Source organism: Anabaenopsis sp. NIES-4685 (genome assembly GCF_059725405.1).
The window spans coordinates 4,182,303-4,204,622 of sequence record NZ_AP043602.1 but is presented as its reverse complement, the minus strand read 5'-3'; the positions used below and the strand labels follow the sequence as shown (position 1 = coordinate 4,204,622).

Below are 22,320 nucleotides of genomic sequence, written 5' to 3'. Positions count from 1 at the left end.
GACTGCGGGTGTTGACTCTGCTGGTCAATATCCCCGACTTCTACCAAAATTTATCACTACCCGACAAGATCATAGTCAGAAGTCGGGGATATGAGTGACGGTCAACCGTCAAGCGTCATCTATACTAAGGTGGTAAACTGAGTTAAATGTGCTTGTATCTGGGTTAAATCCCTGGTATCATTAGAGGCGATCGCACCTTCAGTCGCGATTAATTGCGTTACTGCTGGGCTGGTATCCATACCGTAAAAATTGAACCAATGGCTACAGTAGATTCCACTTCAATTCGACCGCGATGGAGTTCTACCAGTTGTTTAGTTAAGGCTAAACCGAGTCCTGTACCTTCGTAGCGCCGGCGATAGGGTGTATCTAATTGCTGAAATTTTTCAAACATCACTGGTAATTGTTCTTCAGGAATACCAATTCCAGTGTCTTCAATTTGAAAGACAGCCATATCATCTTCTACCCAGATCCGCAAGGTAACACTGCCACCTCCTGGGGTAAACTTAATCGCATTGGTTAATAAATTCCAGAGAATTTGTTCTACTCGCTGTACATCAGCAGTAAACAGATCCCGTTGGGGGTCGATTTGTAAATCCAGTTGAAGATTAACCTGTTGGTTATCAGCTTTTTCTAATAGTGACTCTAGGGAATTTTTGGCGGTATGGGTTAGGGAAAATTCCGTAATATTTAATACAGTTTTTCCCGCTTCAATTTGGGATAAATCCAGGATGTCATTAATTAGCTCTAATAAATGTTCTCCACTGTCATGGATGGTTTGCAGGTAATCTCGTTGACGTTGACTCAGTTCTCCGAGAGGCCAACGTAACAAAGTGGAAGACATCCCAATCACATAGGTTAAAGGCGTGAGTAATTCGTGACTGATGGTAGCCAGAAATTCGCTTCTGAGGCGACTAGCAGCTTCTGCAGCTAGTAAAGCCTCCCGTAGGGCTTTTGTCCGCTCAATTACTCGTTGTTCTAAACTTTGTTTTTCTTGGGTAAGGGTGCGGGTAGCTTTTTGTAAAGATTGCATCAACTCAGCTTGATGAATAGCAATGGCTAATTGTTCCGCTATGGAAGTGAGTAAACTTTGATCACTTTCGCTCCACTCCCGTGGGGTATGACATTGATGAGCAATCAATAGACCCCACAGATTTTGCTCAAATATAATTGGTGCTACCAACTTAGCCCTAACTTGGCATTTTCGTAATAAATTCAATAAACATTCTTCTGTGACATAAGTTTTTTCCACGTCGTCAATTACTAAGGTAAATCCTTGGCGATACTTTGCTAAACAGGTGGAGTTCTTAGACCAGCAGTCGTTTTCTTGATAAGACAACACCGATGAAATCGCACCTTCAGCCCTCTCCTCATAGACAATACAACCCCCCATCTCTCCTGGGGGTAGGTTTTCATCTATGGTTATGCCATGTAAGCTATCAGTTTTGACACTCAAACCCTGAAATTTATATATTACTAATCGATCCAGTGCCAGAAATTCCCGTACCATACCGATCGCCGTGGCCATAATCACTGGTAAATCTAAGCTTTTGCGAATCTGGGTGGTCACCTGATTTAACAGTCGCTCTTGCAAAATCTGTTTTTTTAAGGCATCTTCCACAGGCTGACAAGTATAAACTTGAGGAATGGCTACGCATCCCGGGCTATCAGCAGGGGTTAAAGGATCTATAATCTTCTGGGATGACCCTGTGCCGATATACTCTAATAACAACAGTGTAAATTTAGTTTGGGTCTGAGCATCATTAGGTCTGACAAGCTCTCGATAGCGTTCCAGATTTTGGTGTGTGTCAGAATTTCCCTCAAACAAGTCTCGTACCTGGGAGACAAATAAAGCGATCGCCTCAGAATTAAATGTCAAACTGCTATTGTATGCGGCGCAATTCCCCCCATCCCCCGGTGCTAAAGTTCCCACCAAAAGGGCGCTAAACTCCTGAGAAATCAACAGTGTAAACCTTTGATTGCGCCACTCTTGGGGTAAACAAATCCTGACTAATACAGACTCAGTGAGTACCAGTGCAGCACTTCCGACGACTTGAGCCATCTGCTGTAACAATTCCCCAAGCTGATTATATACAACTAAAGGCAAGTTTCGAGAAAAACTCAAATCAGGAGAACTAAGCATTTTTAATGGTCTGGTAATAATTTACGTGGCGGAAGACAGTGTAAAATCTCTTGTAGAGTGCGTCAGATATGAAAAATCTGTTTATTGATGGCATTCATGCACTTCTTGGCATCCTATTAATATGTCATGTAATAACTTGCACGGGCGAAAACAGTGTTATATTCAACAGTTTAAGGGGGTAATACAAGATTATGCATCGTATCAGCGCCACACCGGGGGGATGGAATCAGTCCGCAGGGTTAGTTTTGATCGAACAATCTCCCGCTCCTTTTGTATTCATTACCGCCGCTGATACCGACATTCAAACCCTAGCAGTAGCAGTGACTCAATTACCACCAAACTTCCCAGCCATCAGGGTTGCTAGTCTGTTGCAGTTACAGCAAGAAATAACTATAGATTCCTATGCTGAGGAAGTTTTAGAATCTGCCCAAGTGATTATTTTGCGTCTGTTAGGAGGACGTTCTTATTGGGCATATGGTTTAGGAGTGGTGCAAGAAATTGTACAACGTCAAGGTACAACTCTGATTGTAATGCCTGGTGACGACGGTCTAGACCCAGAATTAATTTCCCAATCTACTTTGCCTTTAAGTGTTATTAATCAAGTATTACAATATTTCCGAGAAGGCGGAGTAGAAAATATTGTTAACGCTCTAAAATTTATCTGTGATACCTGTCTTCATACTTCTTTCCAAACCTCACCACCAAAAGGAGTTCCCCGTGTTGGGTTATATAACTGGGGAATGGGGACTAGGAAATCAGCAATACCTAAAGTGGGCATTCTTTTCTACCGCGCTCATTATCTATCTGGTAATACTAAAGTAATTGATGCCTTGTGTACAGCCCTGGCAAAACGTAATTTACAACCTGTACCAGTGTTTGTTTCCTCATTGCGTGATCCTGATGTTCAAGGAGAATTAAGTGAGTTTTTCCAGCCTAAAGATACAGAACAAATAGGAGTACTACTAAATACTACGAGCTTTTCTCTGGCGCGGTTGGAAGCAGAAGCACCCCAGCTAGACCTTTGGCAAAAATTGAATGTCCCAGTCTTACAAGTTATCCTCAGTGGTGGTGGCGTGGAGCAGTGGGAGTCACAATTACAAGGACTTTCCCCCCGGGATATAGCCATGAATGTGGCGCTACCAGAGGTAGATGGGCGGATTATTACCCGCGCTGTTTCTTTTAAAACTGTACAAAAGCGCCATCCTGACTTAGAAACAGATGTGATGGTTTATGAACCAGTGAGCGATCGCATTGAGTTTGTGTCCCAACTAGCAGCCAACTGGGTAAACCTGCGCTCCCAGCCTCCCCAAAAGCGCCGTATTGCCCTGATTTTGGCAAATTACCCCAATCGCAACGGCAGATTAGCTAATGGCGTAGGATTGGACACACCAGCCAGTTGTGTAGAAATAATTAAGGCTTTACAAAATGGGGGTTATGTGGTAGAGAATCCCCCCAGAAATGGAGATGAATTAATCGACATTCTGACTAGTGGGGTAACTAATGACCCAGAAGGTAGAGATTTTCGCCCTGTGCTGCAAAGTGTTGACTGTGACGATTATCAAAAGTATTTTGCTAGTTTACCCACAACTGTACAGCAAGAAATTACTCAAACATGGGGATGTGCTGACTCTTTCCCCATTCCAGGAATCCAACTGGGTAACATATTTGTAGGGATTCAACCACCACGGGGTTATGATATTGACCCTAGTTTGAATTATCATGCACCGGATTTAGTGCCCACTCATGCTTATTTAGCCTTTTATTATTGGGTGAGGGAAATTTTCAGCGCGGATGCAGTGGTTCATGTGGGGAAACATGGCAATTTAGAATGGTTACCCGGTAAAAGTGTCGCCTTATCCAGTCATTGTTATCCCGAAGTAGCTTTCGGACCAGTTCCCCATTTTTACCCCTTCATTGTCAATGACCCAGGGGAGGGTTCTCAAGCTAAACGTCGGGCCGAAGCGGTGATTTTAGACCACCTCACGCCTCCCATGACCAGAGCAGAACTTTATGGCGCACTACAACAGTTAGAAAACTTGGTGGATGAATATTATGAGGCGGAAAGTTTAGATCCTGGGCGTTTACCGTCAATTCGCGATCGCATTCGGGAATTAGTTATCCAAGAAAATCTCCACCAAGAGCTAGGTATTGCCATAGAAAGCGATATTTTAAAGTTTGAATCAGTAATTTTAAACTTCATCGGTGGCTATCTGTGTGAACTCAAAGAAGCGCAAATTCGCGACGGGTTACATATTTTGGCCAATGTCCCCAAGGGCGACAACTGCGAGATTTAATAGTGGCGATCGCCCGTATCCCTAACCGTTACTCCCTAGGTATCACCCGTCACCTAGCCACAGAGTGGGGACTAGAGTTTGACCCCCTAACCACGGATTTTCACACTCAGTTATCAGAAATTGATCAGCAAATTTTACACAACATCACCCCAAAAACCTGTCGCACCGTCGGCGACGCAGTAGAAGTTCTGGAAATACACGCCGCCCAATTAGTAGAACAACTCCTGAATGCTCCCCCCCTCTCATCCCCCCATCTTGACTGGATTAAAACTAAACTCATCCCCGCCTTAGAACAAACCAAAGACGAAATCACCAACTTACTCCAGGGACTCAATGGTAAGTATATTCCCAGCGCCCCCTCAGGCGCACCCACCCGGGGACGACCAGAAGTTTTACCCACCGGGAGAAACTTTTATTCTGTGGATATTCGCGCCATTCCCACAGAAAGCGCCTGGGATGTGGGGAGAAAAGCCGCTGAAAATCTGATTGAATGTTACACCCAAGAAAACGGCGAGTATCCCCAAACCTTGGGTTTATCCTTGTGGGGTACTGCAACCATGCGCACCGGGGGCGATGATATCGCCGAAGCCCTAGCTTTAATGGGAGTGCGTCCTGTTTGGGACAGTGCGGCGCGGCGTGTAGTAGACTTTGAAATCTTACCCTTGAGCATTTTGGGTCGTCCCCGTGTTGATGTTACCTTGCGGATTTCGGGATTTTTTCGGGATGCTTTCCCCAATTTAATCGACTTATTCGAGCAAGCTGTAATCGCAGTGGCCGCACTCAAGGAACCCCAAGACTTTAACCCCCTGGCGGCACAAGTCAGCCAAGATACTCAGTTTTGGATGCAACAAGGCTTAACAGTGGAATCAGCGAGAGTGCGATCGCAATACCGGGTTTTTGGTTCTCAACCCGGTGCCTATGGTGCGGGTCTCCAAGGGCTGATGACATCACAAAACTGGATAGATGAGCAAGACTTAGCCCGTGCTTATATTAACTGGAGTTGCTACGCTTACACTAGTGGTAGTTCCCCGGATACTCAAGGGGAATTAGTGGGTATTTCGGCACCAGAAGCATTTGAGCAACGCCTAACACAAATGCAAATTGTTTTACACAATCAAGATAACCGGGAACACGACTTACTCGACTCCGATGATTATTACCAATTTCAAGGCGGTTTAACAGCAGCCGTGCGATCGCTACAAGGAAACAACCCGCAAACCTATTTTGGTGATCATTCTCATCCCGCTCAACCAAAAGTGCGCACCCTCAAAGCCGAAATTGCCCGGGTGTATCGTTCCCGTGTAGTTAACCCCAAATGGATTTCCGGAATGATGCGCCATGGTTACAAAGGTGCCTTTGAAATGGCGGCGACGGTAGATTATTTATTTGCCTATGATGCCACAGCCCAATGTGTCGAAGACCATATGTATGAGGGTGTGACACAAGCATATTTACTAGACCCTATAGTTTGTGAATTTATCCAGGATAAAAATCCTTGGGCAATGCGTGATATTGCCGATAAATTATTAGAAGCGCACCAGCGAGGTTTATGGCAGGATGTAAACAGCAAGACATTAGATAAGTTGCGAAATCTCGTACATCAAGCAGAAGCAACCATCGAAGAAAAATAAATCAGGAGATATCACATGGACAATCTTGCATATTTATATTTAGCCAATACCTATGAAAACAGTGCATCCAGTGAATTAGTATCCTTGAGTGTCTTATTCAAGAAAGCATCTGCCCCAGACTGGAAACGCCTTTCTGGTGGAACCTGGAAGCACTTGTTACCCTTAGCTGTGGCTATATCTATTCTTAGTTCTATCAGCAGTGCTTTCGCACTACAACGAGGTGATCAAAGTCCTTCGGTAGCCAACCTCCAAAGACAATTGCAACAAGCTGGCTTTTACCGAGAGCAGATCACACAAGTCTATGATTTTTCCACAGAAGATGCTGTACGGCGTTTTCAATCATCTCAAGGTTTAGTAGTTGATGGGGTTCTGGGAGTAGAGACACGGCAAAAATTAGAAACCTCGCTGAGACAACCAGTAAATCCCCAACCCTCCACACCAACTATTACCAGCACCGTAGTACCCACCATCAACAGTCATGTAGAATCTATTCCCCCGCTGACTACTGCTAGTACACCGTTTGAGACAGTAAAAACCTCAACACCGCAACCACAAAAAGTTACAACTGCGAAAACTCCCACTCAACGCCGTCATCCCCAGTTGCTCCACAGAGGTGATCAAGGCGAAGATGTCAGGGTTTTACAAGAAAGGCTGCGAGTTGCAGGTTTCTATTCTGGTAAAGCCACCGGGGTCTTTGGTCCGGTTACTGAAGAAGCTGTCAAACAATTCCAAACAGCTTCTAAATTAGATGCTGATGGCATTGTTGGCCCGTCCACAATCAAAAAATTGCCCCCTGTGGGCGTTGGTGGCGCAACAACAACCCCTCCCACACCCAGACAAACAGCTAATCCAGACAATCTCAGGATGGGTAATCGGGGTGAGGCCGTCAGACTGCTTCAAGAACATTTGATCGCGGCCGGATATCTAACCGCAACACCAACCGGGTATTTTGGTTCCCAGACTGATGATGCTGTCCGTAGGTTTCAAGCCGCTAATCACTTAGCTGTCAGTGGAATTGCTGGACCGACTACTAGAGCTAAGTTATATAGCTTAATTAACACCGGCCGCCAGGGTGATTTCAGTGTCTTGGAAATTCAAAGGCGACTACAAGCACAGGGTTTCTATCGAGGTGATCTCAACGGCGTTATGTCCGATGAGACTAAACGCGCTCTTCAGCAAGCAAAAACATTTTACGGCATCAATGTAAGTAATCTCACTAGCGGAAAACTTTAGGCTCTATGGCTACAAAGGCATCAGAGACCGTTGGCACTGAGGACAGACTGCATGAATTGTCATTTGACAGTCTAGCAGGTGGAATCCCTCTTTTTGAGCCGTTTTTGCACCTATTTTTAAAATCGAGTCGTTTTTAAACTCGATAGTCGCGTTACATTTAACACAAATTAAATGGTGGTGATGATGGGGGGAGGGTTGGTTAATTTCATAATGCTTATGTCCTTCTCCCAGTTCTAGTTCCCGCAAAATCCCCATCCGTGCCATCAATTTCAACGTCCGATAGACTGTTGAAAGGCTGATTCCCTGACCCTCAGTCTCCAGTCGATGATAAAGATCCTCAGCGCTGAGATGTTCACCTTGGGGAAGTTCTTGGAAAATGTGTAAAATCGTCTCCCGTTGGGGTGTTAAACGCCAACCTCTATCATTTAGTTCTGCCTTGAGCGAAGAAGATGTGTAAACAGTCATATTAATTCTTTTCTCAACAAAGCCTATTAGTTGAGAATATAACAAATTCTGGGATTAAGCAATAAATATTTCTTCTTGCTAAATATTATAGTATTTCCCATGCTCGTGAGGTACAATTTTTTTAGTTTGAGGGAACACCGGAACACCGGAACAGGGAATTGGTGTATACTTCATGAGCCTGAAAAAGGCTATATCAATAAATTAGTGAAAAAAAACCCTGGTAAATCTATGGAACCTCCGCCACCCTAAGCCATGACTAGGAGAAAGCCGATGGTAGATTTGTTTGGTTGTGGAACCTAGGCGGTTCCAGATTTGAACCTAACTTAAGGACTCTAAATAATCCCGGATAAAGTTGCGTCGTTTCGGTTGGCGCAGCTTTTGCAAAGCTTTGGATTCTATTTGACGTACTCTTTCTCTAGATAAGTCCAGAGCGCGGCCAATTTCGGCTAGGGAGTAAGGATGACCATCCGCTAAACCAAACCGCATCAGTATTACATCACGTTCACGGCTAGTTAAATCTGCTAACAGAGTATGCAAGTCTCTTTGTAAAGATTCTCGCACTAACATTTCTTCGGGGGTAATCCCGTCGGTTTCCAATAATTCCCCTAATTCGGTGTCTTTATCTTTGCCTACCTTCGTCTCCATGGACACGGAACGTGGTACTTTAAGTAACACTTCCCTGACTTGGTTTGGTGTCATTTCTAACTCAATGGCTAGGTCTTCTAAGGTGGCTGTACGACCTTTTTCTTGAGAAATTTTCCGTTGTGCTTTTTTGATTTTGTTCAGCTTTTCTGTAATATGAACAGGTAAGCGAATTGTGCGGCTATAAGTGGCGATCGCCCGTGTAATTCCCTGACGAATCCACCAATAAGCATATGTACTAAAGCGATATCCCTTAGTGGGGTCAAATTTCTCGACCGCTCTTTCTAAGCCTAAAGTTCCCTCTTGGACTAAATCCAATAATTCTAAGCCCCGATTTTGATACTTTTTCGCCACGGACACTACCAAGCGCAAATTAGCCTTGATCATGTGTTCCTTAGCTTGGAGTCCTTGGGATTTGATTTGTTCTAGCTCTTCTACTGTTAACTCAGCAATTTCTGCCCAGCGGCGTTTGCCATTTGCTAAAGTAGGTTTGAGATCCAATAGATTCATCCCCGCACTACTAGCCCACCTTTCCAAAGATGGGCGGTGTCCTAGTTCAGATGTCAGACGCTCCTGAACCTCAATTAACTTGAGAAATGGCACAATCACTTGATCCCCTTGCTGTGCCGCATTAGTTAGTACAGTCCGCATCCGCAAGTAGCGTTGAACTTTTTGGGCTTCTGAAACTTCTTGATCCCGCCCCAGAAGCTGTACTCGCCCAATTTCCTGAAGATATAAACGTACTAGGTCTGTACTCCGACGGTTAGTACTCCCTTCCAAGTGAGCATGGTCTGTTGCTGCTACTTGCAACTCTTGGATATCATCAGCCGATAACTCATCATCAATAGTCAGTTCTGTATTCAAACTCTCGACAGACTTCTGAGTGTAGGAAGCCTCATCTGCATAAAAAGATATTGCTGGCATATGGCTAGTCTCAATGGCTCCAGGTAACAATAGATAATGGCGCAACTAATGAACTGGTGCTATTGCGTGATTCAACATGAACTAATCTGGTAGAGGTTTTAGTTAAGCTTCTGAGCCAGAAAACACACTGATATTTTTCACACTGTTACCGATGTATCGGTTGAGCGTTTCAATTGAACCAATAGCTATTCAAATCTATATCTAGGCTTTAAATAAACATGGAATATTTTAGTGAGGGTTTTAACACAGGATATTTATATGGCTGATGCCACAATACGCTATCAGGCTGATGTTGGTAACTTGTAAAACTTGTTTTACAAGTTGGTAACTTGTAAAACATATGTTTACCATCGCTATAGTGATATATACATCGGGGTGAAAGAATATCCTGACGATTTTATGATTTTTTTTTCTAGGGATTATTCAGGTTCACACTACTCGTAATACTTTGTCATCCTACGCAGGATTAACAGTTGTACTCTGGCTTAATATCTCGTAGCATTAGTTCCTCCAAAGCTTGTCGCGGTGTGACTTCACCTTGCAGCAAGGCATAAACTTGTTCGGTAATGGGGATAGCAATACTGTGCTCCTGGGCTCGTTTGATTAAGACTTGACAAGTATTCACACCTTCGGCTGTTCCTGGTAAATTTGCCAGAACTTCTACTAGTGTTTTACCCCCAGCCATCTGGTAACCAACTTGGTAATTACGACTGAGGGGACTGTTACAAGTCGCTAACAAATCTCCTAGACCTGATAAACCATAAAATGTTTCCGTCTTTGCACCCCAATTTTGGCCAATGCGAACCATTTCCGTCAGTCCACGGGTGACTAAGGCGGCTTTGGCGTTGGTTCCTAGATGCAAGCCATCACATACACCAGCAGCGATCGCCATAATATTTTTTAATGTTCCCCCTAGTTCTACACCGATGGGGTCAGGATTGGTATATACCCGGAAACAACTAGAAGAAAATACCTGTTGCACCAATTGAGCCGCTTTCTGGTTCTTGCTGGCCACTACCGTTGCTGCTGGTAGTGATTGGCGAATTTCTGCCGATAAATTTGGCCCCGACAAAACAACTACTGGATGATCAGGGAATGCTCCTTGCCAAATTTGCGAGGGGGTACAGGTAGTTTGGGGATCTAGTCCTTTGGTAGCCGTGACAAAAATTGTTTTGGCTGACAGGGGGAGGAATTCCATTTGAGACACTATCTCACTCACCCCTGTCATGGAGATCGCCGACAAGATGATGTCAGCATTTTGTAAAACTGCTGATAAACTTACTTTTCCCCCACGTGACCAGATACGCACCTCATGGCCGTTGTCCGTGGCTAAGTTGGCTAAGGCCATAGCCCAAGCACCAGCACCCAGTATACCTATGGTAGTTTTTTGCACCACTGTTAACAATCATTGACAATTACTTAAAGACTCAACACTTACCTGACGGGGGTAGCGTTGCATTAGTTCTCTGACTTGCTCTGCATGATATGAGCTTCTTGTCAAGGGTGAAGAAACAACTTGTAAAAATCCGATTTCCTCACCGAAGACCTGCCAAGCTGCAAATTGTTCTGGGCTGATAAAGTCATTAACTTGTAAGTGTTTTTGACTGGGTTGGAGATATTGCCCAATGGTCAAAATATCACAATCTACACTGCGTAAATCTGCCATGACTTGGCGGACTTCCCCATCAGTTTCACCCAGACCCACCATAATCCCAGATTTGGTGTATACTTGAGGTGCTATTTGCCGCGATCGCCCCAATAATTCTAAACTCCGTCGGTAGTTTCCCTGGGGACGTACCCGGCGATATAACCGCTCTACGGTTTCTGTGTTGTGGTTGAGTACCTCTGGGGAGGCTTGTAAAATCACTTCTAAAGCCTTCCAATTACCGCACAAGTCAGGAATTAACACCTCAATTGTGGTTTGAGGTGAGAGTTCCCGCACCGCTTGAATACACAGCACAAACTGAGAAGCACCACCATCAGGTAAATCATCACGGTTGACCGAAGTAATCACCACATGATTTAGTTTCATCCGCTCCACAGCTGCTGCTAGTCGTCCTGGTTCTGTGGGGTCTAGAGGTTGGGGTTTTTTCTCAAAGTCAATATCACAGTAAGGACAGGCGCGGGTACAAACCGGACCCATAATTAAAAATGTGGCAGTACCAGCTTGAAAGCACTCACCAATATTAGGACATGACGCTTCTTCACAAACTGTGTTAAGCGCTAAATCCCGCAAAATTTCTTTAACGTTACCAACGCGCTGCCATTGAGGCGCTTTTACTCGCAACCAGTCTGGTTTAACAGTCACAATCTGCCCTTATGAAGTTATACAAATCTCATCCTAGCAAACGGTAGCTTAATGAGTTAGGGTAAGATATTGATTATATATCAACAAAGTTGTACTATTATGATATAATCGTATCTTGTATGTCGTGGCGGGATGTAGCGCAGCTTGGTAGCGCACTTCGTTCGGGACGAAGGGCCGCTGGTTCGAATCCAGTCATCCCGATGTACATTAACTTAATTTTAATTGTCCGCGTTGCCCAACTACCTAGTCATCACGGTGTATTGGCGTTCAAAACTATTACAATCATAACTTTTATAGCCTTTTTCAGGCTCATGAAGTACACACCTATTCCCTGTTCCCTGTTCGGTGTGTTCCCTCAAACTAAAAAAAATTGTACCTCACGAGCATAGGAAATCCTATATTGATTTCTATTGCTTCAGTTAGGAAAAATCCCAAACGAAGTGCGCCTTTCACCCCACCTAAATTCGAGTAGATGACTTGAATCCGGCCGTCCTAAACCTGGAATAGAAGTCGGGGATATTAGCCCCAGAGATATCCCTGACTTCTCACAGTCATTTTATGCAGTAGCCATGAATCTGAATAGAAGTCGGGGATATGAGACTCAGGAAAGGGAGGATGATCTTTAAGTTTGACTTAAACCGAATCAGTAGAGGTGCTTTAAGTGGACCTAAAAAAGTTCTTTTATGGACTCTTGAGAAATACCCGCGTCTTCAGACAGGGGAAGCTTCATTGATTGTATAATGTTGCCCGGAGTAATTTAATCACCACTGGAGAATCCACGATGAATCAGCGCCCAGAACCAGTCCAGTTTGATGTAGTCTTAGTTGGTACTGGTAATGCTCCCGAATTAGTAGCGGTGTTGGGGAGAATCCAGGGTCTGCTGAGGGATTATAGTAGTCCTGACCCCAAAACAAGGGTAAAAGCCATATCCCAAGCACTGCAGTATGGCGATGAGGGGGTTAATTTACTTCTCCAAGCTTTAAGCACAGATGAATCAGCAGATGTAAAAGATGCAGCCTATAATCTGCTAGTGTCTAAGTATGGAAAATTAATTGAGATTATTCAGGCTTTAAAAACTTATAAATCACGAAAATCAATATCTTCATGGCAGTTGCAGTATACCACTGCACATACAGATGCGGTTAACTCAGTAGCCTTCAGCCCCGATGGTCGCACCTTAGCCTCCGGCAGCGATGATCACACCATCAAACTGTGGGATGTGACCACCGGGCTGGAAATCGCCACCCTCACGGGACATTCAGATGTGGTTAGTTCAGTAGCCTTCAGCCCCGATGGTTGTACCTTAGCCTCTAGTAGTTATGATAACACCATCAAACTGTGGGATGTGACCACCGGGAGGGAAACCGCCTCCCTCACAGATGGGTTTGTTTCAGTAGCCTTCAGCCCCGATGGTCGCACCTTAGCTTCTGGTAGTTGGGATAATATCACACTGTGGGACATGGTAACCGGGAGGGAAATCGCCTCCCTCACAGATGGGTTTGGTTCAGTAGCCTTCAGCCCCGATGGTCGCACCTTAGCCTCTAGTAGTTATGATCACACCATCAAACTGTGGGATGTGGCCACCGGGAGGGAAATCGCCTCCCTCAATGGACATTCAGATGAGGTTAACTCAGTAGCCTTCAGCCCCGATGGTCGCACCTTAGCCTCTAGTAGTTATGATCACACCATCAAACTGTGGGATGTGGTAACCCAGCGGCGAATCGCCTCCCTCATCGGACATGGAAATTACCTTAACTCAGTAGCCTTCAGCCCCGATGGTCGCACCTTAGCCTCTAGTAGTTATGATCACACCATCAAACTGTGGGATCTGGCCACCGGGAGGGAAATCGCCTCCCTCACCGGACATACAGATAACGTTAACTCAGTAGCCTTCAGCCCCGATGGTTGTACCTTAGCTTCCGGTGCAGATGATCAAACCATCAAACTGTGGGATGTGGCCACCGGGAGGGAAATCGCCTCCCTCACCGGACATACAGATAAAGTTAACTCAGTAGCCTTCAGCCCCGATGGTCGCACCTTAGCTTCCGGTGGAGATGATCAAACCATCAAACTGTGGGATGTGTTAAACCCAGCGGCGAATCGCCTCCCTCATCGGACATTCAGATAACGTTAGTTCAGTAGCCTTCAGCCCCGATGGTGGCACCTTAGCCTCTGGGAGTTGGGAGACTATCAAACTGTGGGATGTCGCCACCAGGTTGGAAATCGCCTCCCTCACGGAGGGCGTTAGTTCAGTAGTATTTAGCCCCGATGGTCGCACCTTAGCCTCTGGTGGTTATGAAACCGTCAAACTGTGGGATGTATCCACCCTACGGGAAATAACCTCCCTGAAGGGACATTCAGATGACGTTAATTCAGTAGCATTTAGCCCCGATGGTCGCACCTTAGCCTCTGGTGGTTATGAAACCATCAAACTGTGGGATGTATCCACCCTACGGGAAATCACTTCCCTCATCGGACATTCATATGGGGTTAACTCAGTAGCCTTCAGCCCCAGCAATGGTCACATTTTAGCCTCATCGGGTAGTGAGGATGAAACCATCAAATTGTGGGATGTTGTCAACAGGGGGGAAATAGCCTCCATCACTCGAGGTTCAGTTGGCGTTGGTTCAGTAGCATTTAGCCCCGATGGTCGCACCTTAGCCTCTGGTGTGGATAACATCAAACTGTGGGATGTCGCCACCCTACAGGAAATCACCTCCCTCCTGGGACATTCAAATTACGTTAATTCAGTAGCATTTAGCCCCGATGGTCGCACCTTAGCCTCTGGCGATCGGGATGGAAGCATCAAGATTTGGCAACGGCGTTAATAGAGATATCCCCGACTTCTCAGTGTCATTTTATGCAGTAGCCATAAATCTGAATAGAAGTCGGGGATATGAGAGTCAGGAGCGGTGATTAACCACCCATGACCTTACTGATAAGCATCCATAGGTAAACAAGCACAAACAAAATGGCGATCGCCAAAAGCCGAGTCAACCCTCCCCACACTAGGCCAGAACTTATATTCACGAGTCCAGGGACCAGGGTAAGCAGCTTGTTCACGGGGATAGCCATGATTCCAAGCTCCCGCAATCAAACTGTGAGCCGTATGGGGTGCATTTTTGAGCGGATTATCTTGCAGATCCATCTGGCCAGATTCAATAGCAGATATTTCTCCCCGGATAGCAATCAACGCCTCACAGAACCGGTCTAACTCTGCGCGAGATTCGCTTTCTGTGGGTTCCACCATCATAGTACCCGCCACAGGCCAAGACACAGTAGGCGCATGGAAACCATAATCAATCAGCCGCTTGGCGATATCATCAACTTCGATCAGCGCCGACTTTTTCACCCCCCGTAAATCTAAAATACACTCATGGGCGACAAAATCATTTTTGCCCTTATACAGCACCGGATAGTAAGACTTTAAGCGGTGGGCGATATAATTAGCATTGAGAATTGCCACCTTAGTCGCCTGGGTCAAACCCTCAGACCCCATCATAGTAATGTACATCCAAGAGATAACTAAAATACTAGCACTACCCCAGGGCGCAGCAGCCACCGCCCCAATTTGAGCATCTCCAGAGGGTATAACCGGGTGTCCAGGGAGGAAAGGAACAAGATGTTGAGCCACACCAATCGGTCCCATACCAGGGCCACCGCCACCATGAGGAATACAGAAAGTTTTATGCAGATTTAAATGACAGACATCCGCCCCAATATCTCCAGGGCGACAAATACCCACTTGGGCATTCATATTCGCCCCATCCATATACACTTGTCCACCGTGATGATGAATAATGGCGCAGATTTCCTGAATCCCTTCCTCAAACACACCATGAGTGGAAGGATAGGTGACCATTAAAGCCGCCAGTTGATCCCCGTATTTAACCGCCTTGGTTTGCAAATCATCCAGGTCAATATTACCCGAAGCATCACAAGCAACTGGGATCACCTTCATCCCACACATCACCGCACTGGCGGGATTAGTTCCGTGGGCGGACTCAGGAATTAAACAAATATTACGGTGTCCTTCCCCCCGACTGTGGTGATATTGACGGATTACCAAAAGTCCTGTATACTCTCCCTGAGAACCGGCATTAGGTTGTAAAGAAATTCCCGCAAAACCTGTAATTTCCGCTAACCAGGTTTCCAGTTGCTGGAAGAGGATTTGATAACCCCGGGTTTGTGAAACCGGCGCGAAGGGATGAATCTTAGCGAACTCCTCCCAAGTAACGGGGATCATCTCTGCGGTAGCATTCAGTTTCATGGTACAAGAACCCAAGGGAATCATGGATGTAGTTAAAGATAAATCCTTGGTTTCTAGCTGATGCAGATAACGTAATAACTCAGTTTCGGAGTGATAGCGGTTAAACACCGGATGAGTTAGATAACTGCTGGTGCGCTCCAACAACAGATGAGAACGGGAATCAGAAGTTAAATCTTCTAGAGTAAAGGGTAAGTCATCGCTGAGAGCGAAAATCTGCCACAGATCAATTAAATCTTCTGGGGTAGTAGTTTCATCTAGGGAAATACCCACAGATGTAGGATCAAAAACCCGGAGATTTATCTTTCTGGCTTGACAAGCTTGCAGAATTGGTGTAAGTGATTGTGCGCCTAACTCTACGCGCAGGGTATCAAAGAAATATTCAGAACTAATCCTGTAACCCAGCCGCTTTAGTCCTGCAGCCAAAATTACAGTTAACTGGTGAATGTTACAGGCAATGTTTTTAATACCATCTCCACCATGATATACAGCATACATACTGGCCATGACTGCCAATAACACCTGGGCAGTACAGATATTACTAGTTGCTTTTTCCCGCCGTATATGTTGTTCCCGGGTTTGTAAAGCCAGACGTAAGGCCGGCTGACCGTGAGCATCTTTTGACACTCCCACAATGCGCCCCGGAACCTGGCGCTTATACTGTTCTTTGGTAGCGAAGTATGCCGCATGGGGTCCCCCGAACCCCAGAGGAATACCAAAACGTTGAGTACTACCCACCGCAATATCAGCACCCAATTCTCCGGGTGGTGTCAATAAAGTTAAACTTAAAGGGTCTGCTGCTACCGTCACCAATGCACCCTGAGCATGGGCTTTTTCAATAAAAGCGCGGTAGTCGTAAATCGTGCCATCACTAGCAGGATATTGCAGAATTGCCCCAAAAATCCCTTGGGTAAAATCTTGGCGATGATCACCGATAATGATTTCAATCCCCAAGGGTTGAGCACGAGTTTTCAACACCTCGATAGTTTGGGGATGACAGTTGTCAGAGACAAAATAAGCATGGGCTTGATTTTTGCACACCCCATAACTCAGACTCATGGCTTCTGCTGCTGCGGTCGCTTCATCCAGTAAGGAAGCGTTAGCAATTTCCAACCCTGTGAGGTCAATAATCATTGTCTGGAAATTGAGCAGGGCTTCCAGTCGTCCCTGGGCGATTTCTGGCTGATAGGGGGTGTAAGCTGTATACCAACCCGGATTTTCTAGAATATTGCGCTGAATCACCGGGGGGGTGATACAGTCATAATATCCAGTACCGAGGTATGAACGCCACACCTGATTTTTAGCGGCAATTTGTTTTAATTTAGCTAGGGCGGTATATTCACCCTGGGCTGGTGGTAATTTGAGCTTTTTTTCTAAGCGAATACCGGGGGGTACTGTGTGATCAATCAGTGAATCCAGACTTTGTAAACCCAATACCTCAAGCATTTCTTGGATTTCTTGGGAGTCGGGCCAATGTGCCGTTCTGGGAAATTAGTTAACTTTGAACTGCTTTGACTAATTATTTCACTAATTATGGGTTCATGGCTGGATTGGGGAATAGGTGGGTAACTTACCACAAGTTGAACTCCAAACGTAACTACTTCATATTTTGCAACAAATATTCAAATATGTAGGGACAAGTCCCTACATATCTCATCTACTCCCCTTCTACCAGGGCGCGGTACTCATCAGCGCTCAAAGCATCCAGTACCTCATCGGGATCATTAACGCGCACTTTTAACAACCAGGTTTCGCCATAGGGGTCTTCTGCTACTTCTTCGGGAGACTCTAGTAAAATCTCATTGCGTTCTATGACTGTACCGGTAACTGGTGAATTGAGGTCTTCAACGGCTTTCACAGATTCAATGGTGCCAAAAGTTTCTCCCTTGGTTACTAGGTCACCAATGTCTGGTAATTCCAAAAAGACAACATCACCCATTTGGTCTATAGCAAATTCAGTAATACCAATGGTGCCAATTTCTCCATCTAGCCGCACGTATTCGTGAGTATCCTGGTATTTCAAATCCTGCGGATATTCAAAAGACATTTTAGTTTTTTCCTTCCATCTCAAAATAGTTAGCGCCCACAGTTCCCTCAGTTATGGTCGGTCATGATCGCGTTTCCTGATTATATGAGGTCTACCATAGTTACCTTTTCCTTGGTTTAGGGGTCGGGTATGGCTTACGCAAGCGGTAGCTATCGGTATACCTACTCAACCAAGAAATGCCATAACCATAATTTAAATTGAGTAACTCAAAACACATTATCAGTTAGTGAGACGATTTTGGGAGCGATAAAACGGACGTTTGACTACAACACCCCGGTAATTCTTACCACGTATATCTACTTCTAACTGTTCACCCACCTTTGTTAATTGAGTAGGAACATAGGCTAAGGCTATAGGATAGCCTAATGTGGGGGATAAAGTCCCGCTGGTAATCTCGCCCACAACCTCACCTGCTGATAGAATGGGGTAGCCATGGCGCGCAATATTCCGCCCTGACATTTGTAAGCCGATTAACCGCTTCTGCACTCCCTGGGCTTTTTGTTGTGCTAAAATTTCTCTACCGATGAAATCATCTTTACTGTCAAGGTGAACTAGCCACCCTAAACCCGCTTCTAGGGGGGTGGTGGTGTCGTCAATATCTTGACCATAAAGCGCCATCGCTGCTTCTAGTCTTAGGGTGTCTCTAGCACCTAGTCCGCAAGGGGTAACGCCGGTTTGATGGAGTCTTTGCCACAATTCTATACCCTGATCTGCATCTACCATGACCTCAAAACCATCTTCCCCTGTGTAACCGGTGCGGGCGATAAATGCGGGTTTACCCAGTAGAGTTGTTTGGAGATGACCAAAGGGTTTAATAGGTTGTAGGTCTGCTTGTACTAAGCTCTGAAGATGTTTAACGGCCTCAGGTCCTTGGATGGCAATTAATACTTTTGACTGTGACAGGTCTTGAAATTCTACCTGATTTTGGTCTAGTTGCTGTAATAGCCATGCTTTATCTTTATCTGTCGTGGCTGCATTGACGATTAGTACAGCCTTTTGTGTGCCGGTGCTATCCTCACCTTGATAGTATATAATGATGTCGTCAATAATTCCTCCCTGGGGATTGAGTAAGACTGTGTATTGTGCTTCACCTGGTTTTAGTCGGTTTAGGTCTGAGGGTACTAAGGGCTGAAGTTGGTTAATTAGGTGTTTACCTTGAAGGGTGAATTTACCCATGTGGGAGATATCGAACATCCCCGCAGTGGTTCTCACAGCTTCATGTTCCCCGCTAATACCAGTAAATTGTACAGGCATTTCCCAACCGCCAAAGCTGGTAAAACGGGCTTTGAGTTCCGCACCTAGTTGATATAACGGGGTTCGCCTTAAGGATGGGGTGATGTCTTGTTGATGAGCCACAGGTATTTATGCGATCGCAGGTCATTATATATCCTAGGGGATGCTTTATAGTTATGGCTGAGGCTAGGGGCGGTTAATTACCTCTAGTCAGCTTTGATAGTGAATAATATAATTGTTGAGATTTGTTAACAAAAAAATGATTAAGTATTGGCAACTACTGGTCTAGTTTGGTTTTAGTTACCTTTGTGTTTTTCTTCCCCCTGTCCGCTCAAGCTGCTAGTTCTTCTAGTATTACCCGTTCTGTGGGTGAGGAAGTGGAGGTTAAAGATTACTCTGGTCAAGATTTGGTGGGGACTGAGTTTACCAATGTGGTTTTAAAGAAGACTAATTTTAGTAATACGAATTTCCGCGGCGGTGTGTTCAATGGCTCTTTGTTAGAGGGGGTAAATCTCCATGGTGCAGATTTTAGCGATGGTATAGCCTATTTGACTAAGTTTAAAGGTGCTGATTTAACTGATGCTGTATTTACCAATGCGATGATGTTACGTTCTATCTTTGAGAATGTGGACATCACCGGGGCTGATTTTACCGATGCGATTTTAGATGGACCGGAAATTAAAAAACTGTGCGCTCAAGCTAGTGGGGTGAATCCTCAAACTGGTGTAGATACTCGCGAATCTCTCCAATGTAAGTAATAATACAATATATTACTTTTAATTCAGGGATATAACTGAGAAGCCAGGGGTGAAAACCCCTGTTTAGATGTATTTAAGTTCATTAATTCCCTGGTGCTAATTTAGCAATACTTGCTTTGCTGCAACTTCCATCAGCTTTTCTCTGCTTTCTCTCCCTTGTTTTAATTTGGCTTCTAGGCGATCGCACAGGGACATCAGGCGATCGCACTTCTCTACAATCCGTTTTTGTTCCGCAAGGGGTGGGAGGACTATTTTTATTTCCTTAATTTTTCCTAGAAAAAGGTTTGCTTGTGCTGATGTCTTTGATTTTTCAATTATTTGATTTTGCACGAATAAGGATCTCAGAGTATAGGCAAGAAATTCACTCATTACATAATCTTGGAATGGCTTAACCAAAGCTGCACTTCTCACCATTACATAAGTTTCATCTCTGTCTACAATTGCTACTCTGCCAACACTTCCTGAGCAAGAAATAAGGATGTCTCCTTTATTTGGATCGCATCTTTTTCTAATTCTTAGAAATTCGTTTTCAGGAACATAATCAACATCATCTAGGGCAATTCCTTCATCTCTAACATTTCTAGCTGATAGAAGGTAGTAGCCACTTGAAGCTCTTTGAGGAGTCAGGTGTTCTCCATCTGTGATTTTTGTTGAGATATCAGAGACATAACACCATTCCCACGCCTTTGGAATTACAAATGGTACAATATCTTCTTCAATTTTAGGTAAAGCTTTATCTTGTTTTATTTGTTTGCTTTTAATGAGTTGCTCTTTCTCATATTGAATGTTTTTCAATAGAGTTGAAGCAGATTCATCATTTGGATCTTGTCTTACAAGCTTACCCATGACAGCCAATTGCAAAATCGCCTGACGTAGTTTAGGAATGGTTTCAGGGACACTGTAGAGTAAATCAAAATTATTACAAATGCGTTCCCAATGGTGGCGAAAATCATCGGGATTTTGTGAGGAGAGGAGTTGAGCGATCGCACCTTCATTCATCCTCACAATACTATCTTGCTTTTGTTTCTGCTGTTTTTCGATTTCGTCGCACAGGGACATCAGGCGATCGCACTTCTCTACAATCCGTTTTTGTTCCGCAAGGGGTGGGACTGGAACAAGAATAGTATTCCATTTACCTTTACTCAGAATTGGCATTGTTGTACTGGGGGCTAACAACACAACCTGTTGTTGAAAATAAGGAGATTTTAAAAAGTAAAATACTAACTTTGGTAAAATTTCTTTTTTTAAAGTTATGTAATTTATTTGTTGGTTACAAGAACAATCTCTATCAACCAAACCAACTTTACCAATAGAACCACCAATTGAAACCATTAAAACTGAATTACTCGGTACAAGCCTGCCATTCTCAAGTCCTTTTTTAGATAGACCATCTAGACCATATCTAATACCATTAAATGATATATGTGCTGGTTTTATAAAAGGATAATCATGCCCATAAAAGTCAAGATTACTGGTTGATGGTGTTGTTCCTGTTTGTGTTTTCCCTAAATTGCTTAATCTTTGCCATTGCCAATTTTTATGTATATAAAATGGATACTTATTAATTTTTCTTTTATCACCCAGTTCTTCTAACTTCAAATTAACTAGATTATCATTACTATTATTAGGGACAAGCTTACCCATGACAGCCAATTGCAAAATCAACTCCCGCAACTTAGCTGTTGCATTTGGCGCATCAGTCAACAATTCAAAATTTTGAAAAAAAGTATCTACTTTCATTTAAACGGATTCACAATTTCTAATTTATTATCTACTAATAACCCATGGTGCATATCTTCAGAATAGAGAATACTTGCTCCCCCAGCTAAAGCACAAGCAACAATTAAACTATCCCAAAAAGAGAAATTATATCTACTCCTAAGATGAGAAGAGTTCACAAAAATATCACGATTAAATGTAATTATGTGATAACCTTGATCAAATGCCTCTATTAACTGTGTGATTTTTGGCTCAGTAAAAGAAGATTTTTTAATGAGATTAAGACATACTTCATTAATAACTTGTGTACTAATGATTACCCCTTCACCATTGACTAAACCACAAGCTATATGGCGTTTGTCAATGTATTCATGATTTGCCAAGGCATAAATCCAGATATTAGAATCTAGAAAATGTCCATTCTCATGAATTGCGGTCATAAATCTCCTCTCGTGTCAAAGGTGGCCATTCAAACTCAACCGGATGCTCCATGAGTTCAGCAATAATATTTACTGCTGCTGTTCTTTTAACTTTTTTCATCACAATTACTTTTACAGACTCTCCATCTAGTTCTCCTTGATAAATTTCAGGAATTTGAATTACACCATCTTTGACAATACCTTGAAATTCTACTACTTCCATCTGCATAATCTCATCTC

The 22,320-nt window shown here is 44.2% G+C and carries 11 protein-coding genes, 1 tRNA gene and 4 pseudogenes; 5 read left to right on the top strand and 11 right to left on the bottom strand.

The window, feature by feature from the left end; all coding sequences use genetic code 11:
* Nucleotides 1-217: 217 nt before the first annotated feature.
* The gene (locus AC6IZ0_RS18155) at nucleotides 218-2,140 is read right to left on the bottom strand and encodes a GAF domain-containing sensor histidine kinase (RefSeq protein WP_497724243.1); all 1,923 of its coding nucleotides are present in this window, start codon (nucleotides 2,138-2,140) and stop codon (nucleotides 218-220) included.
* A gap of 220 nt (nucleotides 2,141-2,360) precedes the next feature.
* On the opposite strand from AC6IZ0_RS18155, the pseudogene cobN reads away from it, so the two are divergent.
* Together cobN and AC6IZ0_RS18145 are read left to right on the top strand one after the other, a co-directional pair.
* Nucleotides 2,361-6,062 (top strand): annotated as a pseudogene (gene cobN / locus AC6IZ0_RS18150) (cobaltochelatase subunit CobN); the annotation flags it as partial.
* 18 nt (nucleotides 6,063-6,080) lie between these two features.
* A complete protein-coding gene (locus AC6IZ0_RS18145; RefSeq protein WP_497724242.1) occupies nucleotides 6,081-7,298 on the top strand; it encodes a peptidoglycan-binding domain-containing protein in 1,218 nt (405 codons plus the stop codon).
* A gap of 9 nt (nucleotides 7,299-7,307) precedes the next feature.
* On the opposite strand, the gene AC6IZ0_RS18140 is transcribed toward AC6IZ0_RS18145, so the two are convergent.
* The 4 genes from AC6IZ0_RS18140 to lipA all read right to left on the bottom strand — a co-directional run bounded on the left by AC6IZ0_RS18140 (nucleotide 7,308) and on the right by lipA (nucleotide 11,637).
* On the bottom strand, nucleotides 7,308-7,763 hold the full coding sequence (locus AC6IZ0_RS18140; protein ID WP_271730521.1) for a ferric uptake regulation protein: 456 nt from the start codon (nucleotides 7,761-7,763) through the stop codon (nucleotides 7,308-7,310).
* A gap of 318 nt (nucleotides 7,764-8,081) precedes the next feature.
* Nucleotides 8,082-9,329, bottom strand: coding sequence for an RNA polymerase sigma factor SigC (gene sigC, locus AC6IZ0_RS18135; RefSeq protein ID WP_271730523.1), 1,248 nt, complete (start codon nucleotides 9,327-9,329; stop codon nucleotides 8,082-8,084).
* Between the two features lie 466 nt (nucleotides 9,330-9,795).
* Nucleotides 9,796-10,722 (bottom strand): NAD(P)H-dependent glycerol-3-phosphate dehydrogenase, encoded by a 927-nt coding sequence (locus AC6IZ0_RS18130; protein WP_271730587.1) that lies wholly within the window; start codon nucleotides 10,720-10,722, stop codon nucleotides 9,796-9,798.
* Between the two features lie 12 nt (nucleotides 10,723-10,734).
* On the bottom strand, nucleotides 10,735-11,637 hold the full coding sequence (lipA, locus tag AC6IZ0_RS18125; protein WP_497724241.1) for a lipoyl synthase: 903 nt from the start codon (nucleotides 11,635-11,637) through the stop codon (nucleotides 10,735-10,737).
* Between the two features lie 128 nt (nucleotides 11,638-11,765).
* On the opposite strand from lipA, the gene AC6IZ0_RS18120 reads away from it, so the two are divergent.
* Both AC6IZ0_RS18120 and AC6IZ0_RS18115 read left to right on the top strand, forming a co-directional pair.
* Nucleotides 11,766-11,838, top strand: a tRNA-Pro gene (locus AC6IZ0_RS18120).
* Nucleotides 11,839-12,760: 922 nt separating this feature from the next.
* Nucleotides 12,761-14,453 (top strand): annotated as a pseudogene (locus AC6IZ0_RS18115) (WD40 repeat domain-containing protein); the annotation flags it as partial.
* A gap of 116 nt (nucleotides 14,454-14,569) precedes the next feature.
* On the opposite strand, the pseudogene gcvP reads toward AC6IZ0_RS18115, so the two are convergent.
* The 3 genes and pseudogenes from gcvP to gcvT form a co-directional block, all read right to left on the bottom strand.
* Nucleotides 14,570-17,481 (bottom strand): annotated as a pseudogene (gcvP, locus tag AC6IZ0_RS18110) (aminomethyl-transferring glycine dehydrogenase).
* A gap of 80 nt (nucleotides 17,482-17,561) precedes the next feature.
* Nucleotides 17,562-17,951 carry a glycine cleavage system protein GcvH gene (gene gcvH, locus AC6IZ0_RS18105; RefSeq protein ID WP_497724240.1) on the bottom strand — a complete coding sequence of 130 codons (390 nt, stop codon included), beginning with the start codon at nucleotides 17,949-17,951 and terminating at the stop codon, nucleotides 17,562-17,564.
* Between the two features lie 219 nt (nucleotides 17,952-18,170).
* Complete coding sequence (gene gcvT / locus AC6IZ0_RS18100) at nucleotides 18,171-19,307, bottom strand: glycine cleavage system aminomethyltransferase GcvT (protein WP_497724238.1); 1,137 nt, start codon at nucleotides 19,305-19,307, stop codon at nucleotides 18,171-18,173.
* A gap of 139 nt (nucleotides 19,308-19,446) precedes the next feature.
* On the opposite strand from gcvT, the pseudogene AC6IZ0_RS18095 reads away from it, so the two are divergent.
* A pseudogene (locus AC6IZ0_RS18095) lies at nucleotides 19,447-19,942 on the top strand (pentapeptide repeat-containing protein).
* 96 nt (nucleotides 19,943-20,038) lie between these two features.
* Here the strand turns inward: AC6IZ0_RS18095 and AC6IZ0_RS18090 are convergent.
* The 3 genes from AC6IZ0_RS18090 to AC6IZ0_RS18080 are packed head-to-tail and all read right to left on the bottom strand — an operon-like array spanning nucleotide 20,039 to nucleotide 22,303.
* The gene (locus tag AC6IZ0_RS18090; RefSeq protein ID WP_497724237.1) at nucleotides 20,039-21,682 is read right to left on the bottom strand and encodes a restriction endonuclease subunit S; all 1,644 of its coding nucleotides are present in this window, start codon (nucleotides 21,680-21,682) and stop codon (nucleotides 20,039-20,041) included.
* Nucleotides 21,679-22,101, bottom strand: a complete 423-nt coding sequence (locus AC6IZ0_RS18085) for a PIN domain-containing protein (RefSeq protein WP_497724235.1) — start codon at nucleotides 22,099-22,101, stop codon at nucleotides 21,679-21,681. Before AC6IZ0_RS18085 ends, AC6IZ0_RS18090 begins: the two co-directional genes overlap by 4 nt.
* Nucleotides 22,085-22,303 carry a hypothetical protein gene (locus AC6IZ0_RS18080; protein WP_497724233.1) on the bottom strand — a complete coding sequence of 73 codons (219 nt, stop codon included), beginning with the start codon at nucleotides 22,301-22,303 and terminating at the stop codon, nucleotides 22,085-22,087. The genes AC6IZ0_RS18085 and AC6IZ0_RS18080 overlap by 17 nt, the downstream gene beginning before the upstream one ends.
* Nucleotides 22,304-22,320: the final 17 nt, after the last annotated feature.